We start from the raw sequence: 13,797 nt of genomic DNA on the forward strand, positions 1-13,797 counted from the left end.
CAGAGAGTGTCTTGTTACAAAACTCTGACAATTGCCTCGGCCCACCCCTGAAACAATACAAGTAGTATGAGTAATTTTCCGGTCATCATTCAGGGCGGTATGGGTGCGGGCGTGTCGAGCTGGCGCCTTGCCCGGGCAGTGTCAGCGTTTGGGCAGCTTGGAGTTGTTTCTGGAGTTGCTCTAGATCAGATTCTAGCGAGACGGCTCCAGGATGGTGATCCCGGCGGCCACATGCGCCATGCGCTTGACCACTTTCCTTTTCCTGAAATGGCGGAGCGCGTCTGGGCGGCGTACTACATTGCCGGCGGCAAGTCCGAACGAACCTCTTACAAAGTATTGCCGATGCACGCGAAGGAAAATCCTCGCCTGCTCGATGAGCTTCTGATCGTCTCCAACTTCGTAGAGGTCTTTCTTGCCCGCGATGGTCACGACAATCCGGTGGGCATCAACTACCTGGAAAAGGTACAGATGCCGCACCTGGCATCCATCTACGGCGCGATGCTTGCCGGCGTCGGATACGTGTTGATGGGCGCTGGCATCCCGCTCAAAATTCCCGGCGTGCTCGATGCATTCGTCAACCACGAGCCAGCGACCTACCCGCTCGTCGTCGCCGGGGCGCAGGATGGCGATGACACCATCATGTCATTCGTGCCACGAGATTTCATGGAGCACGATCTTCCGCCGCTCCAGCGTCCAAAGTTTCTCGCCATCATTGCTTCCAACGTGCTTGCCGTAACCATGTTGAAGAAAGCTAACGGCAGGGTGGACGGATTTATTATTGAAGGCCCCACTGCTGGCGGACATAACGCGCCGCCTCGCGGCAAGCTTCAGCTCAACGAAGCTGGCGAAGCCATTTACGGCGAGCGCGACATCGTCGATTTGGCGAAGATCCGCGAGCTGGAGGTACCTTTCTGGCTTGCCGGTGGCTACGGTTCGCCGGAAAAGGTGGAGCAAGCTCTCCTGGCAGGTGCGGCTGGCGTGCAGGTTGGGACCGCATTCGCCTTCTGTGCGGAGTCCGGGTTGAGGGAAGATTACAAGCAGGCGCTGGTGCAAAAGGCCGTCGCCGGAAAGGCGCGTGTCTTCACCGATCCGGTGGCCTCTCCAACGGGCTTCCCGTTCAAGTCGGCAAAGTTGGAAGCTACCCTCTCCGAGCAAGAGGTCTATGACGCGCGGCATCGCGTCTGCGATTTAGGCTACCTGCGCGAACCTTACAGAACTCCAGAGGGGAGCATCGGATACCGCTGCGCTGCCGAACCCGTCACGGTTTACCTCGCCAAGGGAGGCAAAGCCGAGAATACCGAAGGACGAAAGTGTCTCTGCAATTCGCTGCTGGCGAACATCGGGCAGCCGCAGATCAGGGCCGGCAAACACCTGGAGGTTGGCCTGATTACGACGGGAGACGATCTGTCCGAAGTCGGCCGATTCCTGCCCGCGGATGGTTCTCCGTACACTGCCGAGCGTGTTCTCTCGATGCTGATGAAGGGCGAAGCCGATTTCCTGGCTGCAACAGCCCTGACGAGTTGCGCGGACGACTAGCCGAACTTTCAGCCGATCTGATGTTCCCGGGCCGTCGCGTCGGATTGCGTTTCTCGTCCGCCGGCGGTCAGCGTTATCGTGAACCAGGTTCCTTTCTTGTCGCCAGAAGTCAGGCTCGTCACTTCGATATTTCCGCCAAGCTTCTCGATGATTTTGCGAGAAATCCAGAGTCCCACGCCGAGACCGTTTTCGCCCTTGGTCGTAAAGAACGGCTGAAATATGTTGGGCATGGAATCGGCCGCGATGCCATGTCCCGTATCGCCAACTCTGATCTGCACAGCCGTTCCCAGCTTGTGTACCTGCAGGTCCAGCCGTCCGCCGGCGGACATCGCGTCGATTGCATTTGATATCAGGTTCGTAAATACCTGCCGCAACTCGCCTGGATAGACGCTGACATGAGCCTCGCGGTCGTACTCCCGCACAACCTTGATCCGCAGCTTGTCCAGTTGATGAGAGAAGCTCGCGCACGCCGCATCGAGCAGTTCGGAAACGTTAACTGTCACGGGGGACGCGGGCTCCCGATGCGGCGCCAAAGTCTGGCGTGTTACATATGTGAGCCTGTTCAACTCCTGCTGCGCAATGCTGACAAGCTCTCTCTGTCTTGGCGTCAGAGCTTCGGTGTCCAGCAGGAACATAGCGCCTGTGAGTGATTCCAACGGATTGTTGATTTCGTGGGCGATACTGGCCGCCATGCGTCCTGTGGTTGCCAGCCTGTCCGACCGCCGCAAGGCTTCCTCAAGCTGCGAATTCAGTTTCTTGATCTGTGCTTCCGCCTGCTTCCGCTCGGTCACGTCACGAACTGCCGCGGTTACTACCATGCCCTCCGGCGTCTGCATAGGGCTCAGGCTGATCTCGACCGGGAACTCGGAGCCATCTTTGCGGCGTCCCACGAGTTCCATGCCGATGCCCATAGGTCGGGCGCGCCGCTCCTTGGCGAAATCATTACGCTGTGCCGAATGCAAGGATCGATATTGGGCGGGTACCAGGACTTCGATCCCCTGGCCGACCAGCTCTTCCCGCGAGTAGCCAAACTGCCGCTCGAGTTCTCTATTCACCAGCCGGATCTTGCCCTCGGCATCGACGATTGCGATGCCGTCGGGCGCGAATTCCAGAAGTCCGCGGAAGTACGATTCCCTTTGGCGAATCACTTCTTCATTGCGTGCGTGCTGCACCGCATTGGCCAGCACGTTCGCAACTGCCTGGAGAAAGTTGATGTCCTCCTGCGTGAAGGTGCGGCTGGTTGCGGTGTGTGCTCCCAGCACGCTGTAAGGACGTTCGCGCCCCGGCACCAGCACCGTAATCCCGCTTACCACGCCATGCTCCAGGAGAAGTTGGGACGGGGTGAAAGTAGAGCCTTCGTGCGCCTCATCGACAATGGCTTCGAAACCTGTCTGGAACGTGTAGCCGGCCTGCGACTCGCGCCCGGCGCTCACCTTCGCCGACCCAACATATCCGTCTCGCCACCCGAAACCGGCTCGCAGCAGAAACTCCGGCTCGCCCGGGATTTTCTCCAGCACGTCGCAGAAGGGTACCTGCAAGGTTTCCGCTACCAGGCTGACGGCATCATCCAGCACTGAAGCAAGGTTGCTGTTCTGCAAGGCATGATGGCTCAAACGGGCGAGTGCTTCGTGCTGCCTTGCCTTGTTCGCAGTTTCGGCAGTCTTGTCTTTGTTGATGGCGCGCTTGGGGGAGTGTGGCTCCATCGGCTCCTTCCATCCCATCTGCTTGTTGAAATCGCCTGCTGGCGGCGGGCAACAGCTTGCCACGTTCTTGGATGCAGAGTAGCCGGCCAGAGGCCAGCCTACTTCCGTTCACAGTACGATACGTCAAGCAACAACTGCGGCCAAGGGGTATCGTTAGTAGCTGTACCAACGAGTTTCCCCATTCGATTCCATTTACCCTTTTTCAAGGAGCACGTCACCTACATCGCGCTGAGACTTTGCTAGTATTTTCGGCGGTCTCATCTATGGGAAAAATCAGGGTCCTTGTCTCTTTGATGACGAAGGATAACGGCTACCAGCGGGAACAGGCAGCCTCGGCACAAGCGGCCGGTCTTCGTTTGGGTGTTGACGTGCAAATCATTTATGCCGGCAACGATTCCATCAACCAAAGTCAGCAATTGCTGCACGCCGTCCAGTCAGCGCCGGACGCTCGCCCGGACGCAATCGTCTGTTGTCCGGTCGGCACGGAGTTAAGGCAGGTAGCGTATGCCGCCGCTGGCGCCGGTATCGGATGGGGCCTCCTTAACCGGAACGCCGATTACATCACGGAGCTTCGGAGAACCGCCAAGGCTCCCGTTTGTCAGGTCGCCATCGACCAGGAAGAAATTGGGAGGATTCAGGCTCGCCAGTTTGCGGCGCTGATGCCGAAGGGTGGAATGGTGCTCTATATCCAGGGGCCGGCGACCAATCCAGTCGTTCAGGCTCGCGCGGCGGGAATGACGGCAGGCAAGCCGGCGAATGTGCAGGTAAGGACGTTGCGCGGCAAGTGGACGGACGAGAGCGGATACGAAGCAGTCGCCTCCTGGCTACGCGTGGCGACCTCGCACCAGACACCGATTGGCCTGATCTGTTCCCAGAACGACGACATGGCGATCGGCGCGCGCAAGGCGTTTGAGGAGAACACCAGCGGCGAAGAGCGCGAGCATTTCTGCAGCCTTCCTTTCACTGGCTGCGACGCTTGTCCCGACACCGGACAGGAGTGGATTCGCAAGGGCCTGCTGACCGCCTCGATCACGCTCCCAAATACGGCCAGCATAGCTCTCGAACAGTTGGTGAAATCGCTCCAGTCTGGCGCGTACCCGGCGGAACGTACCACGGTACTGCCCTCGTCCTGTCCTCCGATCGAGAGATTGACGGAAACTCGTTCGCGCGCGGTCCTCGCCGCTCGCTGAACCCATTGCTGAAGGGGCACGCCTTCAGGCGTGCCGCAAGTCGCACTGAATGAACGCAGGCTTTAGCCGCTGAGGGCCAATGTCTTCAAGGGTAGGGCTTTTTCAGCAGCCTGTTTAGCCGCAGAGCGAACTGGCGCTGCTAGCCCTCAAGTTGCACCGTGATCATGATCGTGATGGCCGCGGTCAGGATCAGCGCAGCCAGGAACGTGATGTCGGCAATCCTTTCTGCCAGATGCCGGTGACGCTCTTTGTGCGCTCGCAGCGAAAAGTATGAGCAAACGGTTGCCGCCAGGAATGCCGACGCCGCCACCGCAAGCAACTCATCTGCAATCATGCTTACCTGCGCCAGCTTGGCGTACACCTTCATGAGTCCAATCACGGTCAGGCACAAGGCGACCATGTGCGGAGAGTTGGTGAATACATGCTCGGCCGTTCGGAGAGGCGTTCCCTCGCTAGTGCCTACCGCGTTGCTGACGGAGCGCTCGTCGCTGCCCTTGGAATCCTGCTGCGCCATTCGCTTGCCTCCTGACCATCTGGCTTTCAGATGACAGAGCGGCTGGCAGGTTTGGCGTCGGCTTAGGCTTCAGGATGTTGGACGACAACGAATGCACGGCGCGGGAAGTAATCGCGAAGTTAACAGTTCAACATCGCGAAGGTAATCGTCTTGTGCTTCCAGTTGTCTTCCTGAGCGGAGCCCGGCGACGCCGGGCGCAGTCGAAGGACCCCTATCGTCGACGGCCATGCAGGGCAACGCAGCGTGCTTCGCGGACGGCGTGACACGTGAATTGTGATAACTCTACGGAGCGGGCTGGCCCAACAGACGATGAAACTCAGTCGCTCGGTATTGGCAGCGATTTGGAGATCGCCTGCACATTTTGGAGAGAAATTCCAGCCAATAGTTTCCGTCAGAGGGTACGCGAGATAGTTACTATTGTGTCCCCCTCTTGATGGTGTTTCGCGTTGACAATCCTAGTCACTCGGTTAAATTGATAAACATTCGTCCCCCACTTAGGCCTTCGATCTGTTTTCCCCCGCCAGGCCTCTGAATCGATTTTCGGCCCCTAGGTTTCGATTCACCATCTCTTCCGCAAGGAGCATTTTCAGATGAAGGCTTTGCTTTTGAACACTTTTCGCTCACTCCACCAGGACGACTCCGGTCAGGATCTGATCGAGTACGCGCTCGTCGCCGCCCTGATCGCGCTGGCCGCCACTGCCGGTATGTCGAAGCTTGCCGTCGGCATCAACAAGGCGTTTGAAGATATCTCCACAAGTCTGAACAATGCTGTGAAACCTCCAACTCCGTAGTGGAAAGACAAGCCAAGAGCGTTAATTGAGGACGCTTCATAGGCTTGCTTCGTGGCTATACAGCTCTTTGGTGTAGCGGTAGTGCTTGAAAAGTCCATGTGTGCAGGTTCGGGGGTGAACCTGCACGCACGACACCCAGGCAAAAGTTGTCTTACCGGGGAAGAACCGAATGGAAAGTTTGTTCATGGCCTCGGCATTGGCAATTGGTATTACCGGGGCATTCGCAGATATACGTACGCGCCGCATTCCTAACGCGCTTACGTACACCGGCATGATTGCCGGTATTGCCGTGCATACGGTGATGCAAGGCTGGTCGGGGTTGGCTTCCGCGCTACTGGGAGGGCTAATCGCCGGAGGAATTTTCCTGGTCTTTTTCCTGCTCCGGGTTATGGGCGGCGGCGACCTCAAGTTGATGACTGCCATCGGCTGTTTCGCCGGACCGCAGAATTCGCTTCGGGCCGTACTTGCTACGGCCATTGCCGGTGGAGTGATTGCCATCGGTTACGCCATCTTTCGCGGGCGCTTGCGAAAGATGTTTTCGAACATGGGTGACCTGATTCGGTTCCACGCTGTCGCCGGAGCCGCAGTCCACCCGACGTTGAACCTCTCCAACCCGGAAGCGATGCGTTTTCCTTACGGCACCGCGATCGCGGCTGGAGCTTTGTATTCGTTCCTGGCGACCATCGCCTGAGGTGACGCATGGATAGTCGACGTATTGGGCTGGCGCTGTTGCTCGCCGTCGTTGTCGCGGCGGGCAGCACGTATTTTTTCTATTCTCGGTTGCGCGCCGAGCGCTCGCAAAACAAGGTCACGCAGATTGTTGCCGCGGCCAAGGCTTTGCCCGCAGGGTCTCCGATCGGCGCGGACGGCGTCGTGATGGTGAACTGGCCTGCCGATATGAAGCTCGAAGGTTCGTTCGCAAAGCCCGATGAAGTAATCGGCCGGTCGCTGATCTATCCCGTGAATGCGAACCAGCCACTGTTGCTTCGCGACCTGGCGCTGCCGGGTTCAGGCATAGGCCTGACGGTGAAAATCCCGGAAGGCATGAGAGCCCTGTCCTTGCGCTCCAATGAGATTCTCGGTGTTGCCGGCTTCCTCTATCCCGGCTCCCATGTCGATGTTCTGGTTACATACCGTCCTGATGGCTCCAACACTCCGGTCACCTCGACCGTTCTTCAGAATGTGGAAGTCCTCACCGCAGGGCAGCGGATTGAGCCCGACCCGCAAGGTAAGCCGGAAACGGTCAACGTCGTCACCCTGCTGGTGAAGCCGAACGACGGCGAGAAACTGGTGCTGGCCAGCACGCAAGGCAGCGTGCAGTTCGTGCTCCGCAATGGCGCAGACCAGGTGAACGTCGAAACCAGCACGGTCGGTATTGACGACCTGACAGCGGGTTTCAAGAAGCCCGCCACCGCAGCTCCCAAGAAACTCGTCAAGGCCGCGGTAGTGAAACCGCCAAAGTTCTATGAAGTGGAGACGATCGTTAATGGCAAGCGCACGGTCGACAAGTTCGAAAACTAAACACTGCCGAAGGAAACTTGTGATGATGACGGAAACCGCCAAGCCGGTAGTTCAAAGGATTCTCGCAGTTGCCATCATGTTCGGCGTTGCAATGCCTGGAGCATTCGCGCAGGCGCAGCCGAGCGGCCAAACTGGAGACGTTCAGGCGCCGGCCGCACAGGTTGACCTCAATCCGCAGCCCACGACCGCACCGGAGACGCAGTCGCTCCACGTACAGGTGGGACGCTCCATCGTCATTAATACGCAGGCACGGTTGCGCCGTGTCCTGGTCAGCAATCAAGCCGTGCTGGACGCACTTACCGTGAATTCCAAGCAGGTTGTCGTCTCCGCCAAGGCTCCCGGCAGCAGCAGCCTCGTCCTATGGGACGAGAACGGACAGGCTCGCATCCTGGACGTTTACGCCGATGTGGATGTCTCCGGGCTCAGAGATTCGCTTCGGCAGGCGTTTCCGAACGAGACGCTACAGGTGGAGCCTGAGCAGGGAAGGATCATTCTCTCCGGCGACGTGAGCACGAAGGCCTCGGCTGACGAAGCACTCAAGATGGCGGGACTGTTCTCGAAGGATGTTGTGAACTCGATGAACGTTGCGCCGCCGGTTCGCGGCCGCCAGATCATGCTGAAGGTTCGCTTCGCCGAAGTGAACCGCAACAAGATAGATGCGTTCGGCATCAACATCCTGAGCACAGGCGCCACCAATACGGTGGGCACCATCTCCACCCAGCAATTCGGCCCGCCCATGCTGGGCACGGCGGGACAAGGCAAGGTTCCGGCGAACACGCTTTCCGTCAGCGATCTGCTGAACGTGTTTTTGTTCCGCCCCGACCTGAACCTCGGCGCGACCATCAAGGCGTTGCAGCAGAAAAATGTTCTGCAAATTCTCGCCGAGCCGAACCTGATGGCGCGCAGCGGCGAGCCAGCACGCTTCCTCGCCGGTGGTGAGTTCCCCTTCCCGGTAGTGCAAGGAGGCGGCGGCAACTTCGCCGCGGTGACGATCCAGTTCCGCCCCTTCGGCGTCCGCCTGGACTTCACCGGCACAGTTGGCGATGACAACGTCATTCGCCTGAAAGTGGCTCCTGAAGTCAGCGCACTGGATTTCTCCAACGCAGTGACCATCTCGGGCTTCACGGTTCCAGCACTCTCAACCCGGCGCGCTGAAACGGAAATCGAGTTGCGCGATGGCCAGACGTTCGGCATCGCCGGCCTGCTCGATCAGAGGACCACGGCACTGTTCAGCAAGGTTCCAGGCATCGGCGATGTGCCGATTCTCGGCCTCCTGTTCCGTTCCAAGCAGGTAACCCGGAGCAACACGGAACTTCTGGTTCTGGTTACACCAACGATCGTTGACCCGCTCACCGGAACTCACGAGCCGGTTGCGGTCCCATCGGCTCCCCTGAAGAACTTAAACCCGAAAGATTTCGATCGCGGAGTGGCGAAGCCGTCTGACAAGGCAACGACCCCCGCGGAATGATCAGGTATGAGGAACCGAAATGAGTAGCCCAGGCTTTGCACTTGCGCGACCGCTTTCTATTGTGACGATCGGCCTCGACAGGGAAATACTTGCGGGGCTGAAACAGGTTGTAAGCTCGCTGAAAGGTTTCGAGTTTATTGCAGAGGTTTCCGCCCAAACACACGAGAAGTCGAACGCCAGCGCCGTCATGGAGAGCTTGCGCCAGCGCAAACCAGACATTTGCGTCATCGACTTCGATAGCAATCGTGAACGATGCGGGACGACAGCCGAGCAAATCCGAAGCCGGCTGCCCGGTGTCGTCGTCTTCGCCCTGTCGGCGGATTCGAATCCCGAGGCCATCATTACGGCCATGCACAGCGGTTGTTCGGAATACCTGTTGAAGCCGCTAAACCGCGACCGCATTGTCGAAGCTCTTAACAAAGTCGACCACAATAAGCGTGGCCGGGAAGCGGTGAAGAAAGCGGCGATGTACACCTTCATCGGCGCCAAGGGCGGTACGGGTGTCACGACCCTTGCGACCCATCTTGCGACCTTCGCCGCGAAATCCGGCGCAAGAACGCTGCTGATCGATCACCACACTGATCTTGGCGACATCTGCGTTTACCTGAGCCTGGGCGAGCACCTGTACGATTTCTATGAACTGGTACACAACACTCACCGAATGGATGCGGACCTGCTGCAAGGCTTCATCGTGCGTCATGCCTCGGGAGTTGAAGTCCTCGCTTCTCCGAGCGCAATGGGGACGACGACGCAGGTTTCACCGGCGGCACTGGAAGCTACCCTCGCGTTTCTCAAGCAGATCTATGACGTTATCCTCATCGACTGCGCTCCGGGATTGAGCGCTCTCAACGTAAGCGCTATCGAACGCTCGGACGCCGTATACCTGATTGCGACGCCGGAACTGCCCTCGATCCGAAACCTCAGCCGGTATCTCGAGCACCTGAGGCAGTACAACTGTCCGGAGGAAAAGATTCGCATCGTCGTCAACCGGTACTCGAAGCGGGCAAGCATCACGCAGCAACAGGTCGAGAAAGCGGTTCGCATGCAGGTTGCGCTCGTGGTGCCGAACGACTACGCAAACATTCTTGAGGCCATCAACATGGGAACGCCAATCCCGCCCGACACAAAGAGCGAATTGGCAACGACCTTCCGCGACTGGACCGCGGCGCTGCTGGGCACCAAGCCGCAGAACGTGGCTCAAGAGCCGAAACGCCGGTTCGCCGCGATGTTTGGCATTTAACAGCAATCTTGAAAGGGCGGTGAACGGAATGAGCACTGGGTTAGGATTCGCAACCAGGCTGGCGGTTCGGGCGGATCAGAGCGTAGGAACGGAACTGACACCGAAGGCCTATCAGGAACTCAAGTCGTCGCTGCACAGAGATCTGCTGAGCCGGATCGACCTGGAAAAACTCGCCTACCTGGACGAGAACAGGGCGCGCATCCAGGTGCTGAACGTCATTCAGGACCTCGTTGCACAGCTTGAAACTCCTCTGAGCGCGGTTGAACGCGAGCGTCTTTCCCGCGAAGTCCTGGACGAAGTCTTCGGCCTCGGCCCGCTGGAGCCGCTGTTACAGGACCCGACGATCAACGACATTCTCGTCAATACCCACAAGCTGGTTTATGTGGAACGCGGCGGAATGCTGGAAGAGACTGGAGTCACGTTTAAAGACGATCTCCACCTCATGCACGTCATCGAGAAGATCGTCTCCGCCGTTGGACGCCGCGTGGACGAGTCTTCTCCCATGGTCGACGCCCGCCTGCCGGATGGCTCGCGTGTCAACGTAATCATCCCGCCATTGGCAGTCGATGGTCCGCTGTTGTCGATCCGCCGCTTTGGAGCGATTCCGTTGGAAGCTGAAGACCTGCTCACCAATCGCACTATGACGCCGCAGATGCTTGAGGTGCTGCAGAATGCGATCAAGTCGAGGCTGAACGTCGTCATCTCTGGCGGCACCGGCGCTGGAAAAACGACGCTGCTGAACGTCCTCTCCGCATTCATCTCGGAGAGGGAACGCATTGTCACCATCGAAGATTCTGCCGAATTGCAGATGAAACAGAAGCACGTGGTTCGACTGGAGTGCCGCGCGCCGAATGTCGAAGGCAAAGGCGCGGTGCGCCAGCGGGAACTGGTCATTAACGCGCTTCGTATGCGTCCGGACCGCATCATCGTCGGCGAGGTTCGCGGCGAAGAAGCGCTGGATATGCTTCAGGCCATGAACACCGGCCACGATGGATCGATAACAACGATCCACGCCAACAGCCCGCGCGATGCCATTGCCCGCATGGAAACCATGGCGCTGATGGCAAACCTGAACCTGCCGGAAAAGGCAATCCGGCAGCAGATCGCTTCGGCCGTGGACATCATCATCCAGATATCCCGCCTCAGCGACGGCAGCAGGCGCGTCACCTACGTTACAGAGATTGCCGGCATGGATCACGACGTGGTCAGTATGCAGGACATCTTCCTGTTTGAAAAACGCGGCGTCGGCCTGAATGGCCGCGTCGTTGGCCGCTTCCACTCGAGCGGAGTTATGCCGAGGTTCGCGGAAAAGATCAAGGCTTCAGGCATCACGCTGCCGACCAACGTTTTTGATATGTCGGTTGAGGTGTAGTTCAGAAAGGCCGGGCAATGCTGATTGTGATCCTATTCCTGGTGATCTCGGTTCTGACGTTCGTAGCCGTGTGGTTTGTCACGCGGCCGAGCAAATCCGAAGTCGCGCTCCAGGAACGCCTGCTCAATGTTGTCCGAAACCCACTGGACGCCAGCATTGATTCGGACGACATTCTCAAACGGGAAAGCTACAGCGACCTTCCTCTCGCGGACCTGATTCTTTCCCGTCTTGCGATTACCGAATCGCTGCAGCAACTGATCAAGCAGGCCAACTCGAACTGGACGGTGGGCCGCGTAATCTTCGGCTCCTTGCTGCTGCTTGCGGCCGGCAGTTGGATAGCGGGACTCTGGCTGCACAACTTCCCCGTGGGGGCAGTCGTTGGTCTCGTACTTTCTTCCGTACCGTATCTCACGCTTCGCATGAAGCGCGGGGCACGCCTGCGGCGCTTCAACTCGTTGCTGCCGGAAGCCATCGACCTGATGTCACGAGCGCTGCGTGCAGGACACGCCGTAACGGCGGCAATCGAGATGGTCGCCAAAGAGATTTCCGACCCCGTTGGAACGGAGTTTCGCCGCGCGTTTGAAGAGCAGAACTTTGGCCTTCCACTTCGCGAGGCGCTCCTGAACCTCGCCAAGCGCGTCCCGATCGACGACGTCAAGTTCCTGGTTACAGCCATCCTGGTGCAGAAAGAGACCGGCGGCAATCTCGCCGAAGTGCTGGACAAGACGGCTGCTGTGCTTCGCGAACGTATGCGCCTGCTCGGCCAGCTCAGAATTCACACTGCACAAGGCCGGCTGACGGGCTGGATCCTGGGGCTGCTTCCCTTCATCGTCTTCGGGTTGCTGAACTTCATCAACCCTGGCTACGCGCGGATTTTGCTCGAAGATCCTTTGGGGCAAAAGTTGGTGTGGGCAGGCCTGGTGCTCATGGCATTCGGTATTTGGGTGATTCGCAAAATCGTTGATATCAAGGTCTAGCCTCTATGGTCGGATTCATCATTGCCATCTCGGTGACGCTCTTCCTCGGCGTGATGCTGCTGGTGTTCCTGGTCACTTCACGCTCGCCCGTATCGGCACGACTGAAACAGGTAACCAGCGTTGGAGTAGCCACCGTTGAAGAGCAGCCGAAGATCGCCGTCGAAGCGCTTTCCTCGGTTGCGAAGTTGCTCGCCCCGATTCGCAAGGCCATCGGCCTCGCGGAAGATCTGGAGCTTGGCCGCCGCCTCGCGCTTGCGGGATATCGCAGCCGCGTGCACATCGACGTCTTCTACACGGTCAAACTACTGGCTCCTGTTGCAGGCGGCCTGATTGCCGGCTTCGTGATTCAGGGCGACGTGATTCTCTGGTTTCTCATTCTCGCGTCAGCGGGATTTTTTGGACCCGATTTCTGGCTCACTAGCGCAATTGCAAGCCGGCGGGAAAAAATCCGTTTGGCGCTTCCCGATGCGCTGGACCTGCTGGTGATTTGCATGGAAGCGGGCCTCGGCATGGATCAGGCGCTGATTCGGGTAGGAGAAGAACTGCGCATCAGCCACCCTGAGTTGAGCGAAGAGTTCCTGCTGATCAACCTGGAGCAACGCGCCGGCAAACCTCGCGCAGAGGCATGGCGTAACATGGCGGAGCGTACGGCTCTGGAAACCGTCCGCTCTTTCGTCAACATGCTGGTGCAGACAGAACGGTTCGGCACGCCACTATCGAAGTCGCTCGGCTCGTTTGCCGATTCGCTGCGGACGCAGCGTCGCCAGAAGGCCGAAGAACTGGCGGCCAGGACCACTGTCAAACTGGTGTTCCCGCTCGTGCTGTTCATCTTCCCCAGCATGTTCATTGTGCTGCTGGGGCCGGCCATTATTTCGATCACCAAGAGTTTTGCAGAAGCGTTCGGCAAATAACTCACACGGAGGAAAGCATTGGATAACACAACAATCATTCGGTTAGTCGCGGGCGTACTGTTCGTCGTCGTTCTGGTAATTCTCGTGCAGCGCCGCAAGAAGCGCCTTAGCCGCTAACCAGGCGCGGAGAGTGACTTGGCCACACAGGGCGGAATCATCCGCGTCTACAACTTCACACGGGGCAGCTACCTCGGCGAGCAGGTCGAGGTAGCTGACACCAGTCTCAAGCGCATGATTGGGTTGCTGGGGAGACGCTCCCTCGAACCCGGTTCTGGACTGTTGATCTTTCCTTCACAAGCCATCCACACCGTTGGGATGTCGTTTCCCATCGATGTCGTCTTCCTTGATCGAAGCAATCATGTGATCTCGTTGCGGGAAAACGTTCGACCGTTCCGCCTTACCTCGGTTGTGTGGAGGGCCGTAGGGGTCGTAGAGTTGCCGTCCGGCACGATTCGGGAAACGCGCACAGCGGTTGGCGACCAACTCAATCTTGAGTTTTAGCTTGGCGTGATGCTGAGGTTGGGCTCGCTTTTCGCGCGGAAGCCCCGCGCTTGTTTCGCAGCAGGAGAAAGCA

The 13,797-nt window shown here is 58.5% G+C and carries 13 protein-coding genes; 11 read left to right on the plus strand and 2 right to left on the minus strand.

Features of this window, described 5'->3' with window-relative positions; translation table 11 throughout:
• Window positions 1–66 precede the first annotated feature (66 nt).
• Window positions 67–1,536 (plus strand): nitronate monooxygenase, encoded by a 1,470-nt coding sequence (locus tag VN622_07390; protein HWR35677.1) that lies wholly within the window; start codon window positions 67–69, stop codon window positions 1,534–1,536.
• A gap of 8 nt (window positions 1,537–1,544) precedes the next feature.
• Here VN622_07390 and VN622_07395 read toward each other — a convergent pair whose 3' ends face one another.
• On the minus strand, window positions 1,545–3,239 hold the full coding sequence (locus VN622_07395) for a PAS domain S-box protein (GenBank protein ID HWR35678.1): 1,695 nt from the start codon (window positions 3,237–3,239) through the stop codon (window positions 1,545–1,547).
• Between the two features lie 263 nt (window positions 3,240–3,502).
• On the opposite strand from VN622_07395, the gene VN622_07400 reads away from it, so the two are divergent.
• Entirely contained in the window at window positions 3,503–4,429 is a 927-nt protein-coding gene (locus VN622_07400) for a sugar ABC transporter substrate-binding protein (GenBank protein HWR35679.1), read from the plus strand.
• A 139-nt stretch (window positions 4,430–4,568) separates the two neighbouring features.
• Here the strand turns inward: VN622_07400 and VN622_07405 are convergent, their stop codons facing one another.
• A complete protein-coding gene (locus VN622_07405; GenBank protein HWR35680.1) occupies window positions 4,569–4,943 on the minus strand; it encodes a hypothetical protein in 375 nt (124 codons plus the stop codon).
• Between the two features lie 590 nt (window positions 4,944–5,533).
• Between VN622_07405 and VN622_07410 the strand changes: the two genes are divergently transcribed.
• The 9 genes from VN622_07410 (at window position 5,534) to VN622_07450 (ending at window position 13,724) form a co-directional block, all read left to right on the plus strand.
• Window positions 5,534–5,734 (plus strand): Flp family type IVb pilin, encoded by a 201-nt coding sequence (locus VN622_07410; protein ID HWR35681.1) that lies wholly within the window; start codon window positions 5,534–5,536, stop codon window positions 5,732–5,734.
• A 169-nt stretch (window positions 5,735–5,903) separates the two neighbouring features.
• Window positions 5,904–6,425 (plus strand): prepilin peptidase, encoded by a 522-nt coding sequence (locus tag VN622_07415; GenBank protein ID HWR35682.1) that lies wholly within the window; start codon window positions 5,904–5,906, stop codon window positions 6,423–6,425.
• 8 nt (window positions 6,426–6,433) lie between these two features.
• Window positions 6,434–7,255, plus strand: a complete 822-nt coding sequence (cpaB, locus tag VN622_07420) for a Flp pilus assembly protein CpaB (GenBank protein ID HWR35683.1) — start codon at window positions 6,434–6,436, stop codon at window positions 7,253–7,255.
• Between the two features lie 22 nt (window positions 7,256–7,277).
• Window positions 7,278–8,723, plus strand: coding sequence for a type II and III secretion system protein family protein (locus tag VN622_07425; GenBank protein HWR35684.1), 1,446 nt, complete (start codon window positions 7,278–7,280; stop codon window positions 8,721–8,723).
• Window positions 8,724–8,742: 19 nt separating this feature from the next.
• Entirely contained in the window at window positions 8,743–9,963 is a 1,221-nt protein-coding gene (locus VN622_07430; protein ID HWR35685.1) for an AAA family ATPase, read from the plus strand.
• Between the two features lie 28 nt (window positions 9,964–9,991).
• Entirely contained in the window at window positions 9,992–11,335 is a 1,344-nt protein-coding gene (locus VN622_07435) for a CpaF family protein (GenBank protein HWR35686.1), read from the plus strand.
• 17 nt (window positions 11,336–11,352) lie between these two features.
• The gene (locus tag VN622_07440) at window positions 11,353–12,312 is read left to right on the plus strand and encodes a type II secretion system F family protein (GenBank protein HWR35687.1); all 960 of its coding nucleotides are present in this window, start codon (window positions 11,353–11,355) and stop codon (window positions 12,310–12,312) included.
• A gap of 5 nt (window positions 12,313–12,317) precedes the next feature.
• On the plus strand, window positions 12,318–13,223 hold the full coding sequence (locus VN622_07445; protein ID HWR35688.1) for a type II secretion system F family protein: 906 nt from the start codon (window positions 12,318–12,320) through the stop codon (window positions 13,221–13,223).
• A gap of 135 nt (window positions 13,224–13,358) precedes the next feature.
• Entirely contained in the window at window positions 13,359–13,724 is a 366-nt protein-coding gene (locus VN622_07450) for a DUF192 domain-containing protein (GenBank protein HWR35689.1), read from the plus strand.
• Window positions 13,725–13,797 lie beyond the last annotated feature (73 nt).

This window comes from Clostridia bacterium (assembly GCA_035561135.1).
Classification (GTDB): Bacteria; Acidobacteriota; Terriglobia; order Terriglobales; family Acidobacteriaceae; genus DATMYA01.

Coding starts and splice junctions, on each gene's coding strand:
- VN622_07390 (HWR35677.1), top strand. CDS start 67: ATGAGTAATTTTCCGGTCATCATTCAGGGCGGTATGGGTGCGGGCGTG.
- VN622_07395 (HWR35678.1), bottom strand. CDS start 3,239: ATGGAGCCACACTCCCCCAAGCGCGCCATCAACAAAGACAAGACTGCC.
- VN622_07400 (HWR35679.1), top strand. CDS start 3,503: ATGGGAAAAATCAGGGTCCTTGTCTCTTTGATGACGAAGGATAACGGC.
- VN622_07405 (HWR35680.1), bottom strand. CDS start 4,943: ATGGCGCAGCAGGATTCCAAGGGCAGCGACGAGCGCTCCGTCAGCAAC.
- VN622_07410 (HWR35681.1), top strand. CDS start 5,534: ATGAAGGCTTTGCTTTTGAACACTTTTCGCTCACTCCACCAGGACGAC.
- VN622_07415 (HWR35682.1), top strand. CDS start 5,904: ATGGAAAGTTTGTTCATGGCCTCGGCATTGGCAATTGGTATTACCGGG.
- cpaB (HWR35683.1), top strand. CDS start 6,434: ATGGATAGTCGACGTATTGGGCTGGCGCTGTTGCTCGCCGTCGTTGTC.
- VN622_07425 (HWR35684.1), top strand. CDS start 7,278: ATGATGACGGAAACCGCCAAGCCGGTAGTTCAAAGGATTCTCGCAGTT.
- VN622_07430 (HWR35685.1), top strand. CDS start 8,743: ATGAGTAGCCCAGGCTTTGCACTTGCGCGACCGCTTTCTATTGTGACG.
- VN622_07435 (HWR35686.1), top strand. CDS start 9,992: ATGAGCACTGGGTTAGGATTCGCAACCAGGCTGGCGGTTCGGGCGGAT.
- VN622_07440 (HWR35687.1), top strand. CDS start 11,353: ATGCTGATTGTGATCCTATTCCTGGTGATCTCGGTTCTGACGTTCGTA.
- VN622_07445 (HWR35688.1), top strand. CDS start 12,318: ATGGTCGGATTCATCATTGCCATCTCGGTGACGCTCTTCCTCGGCGTG.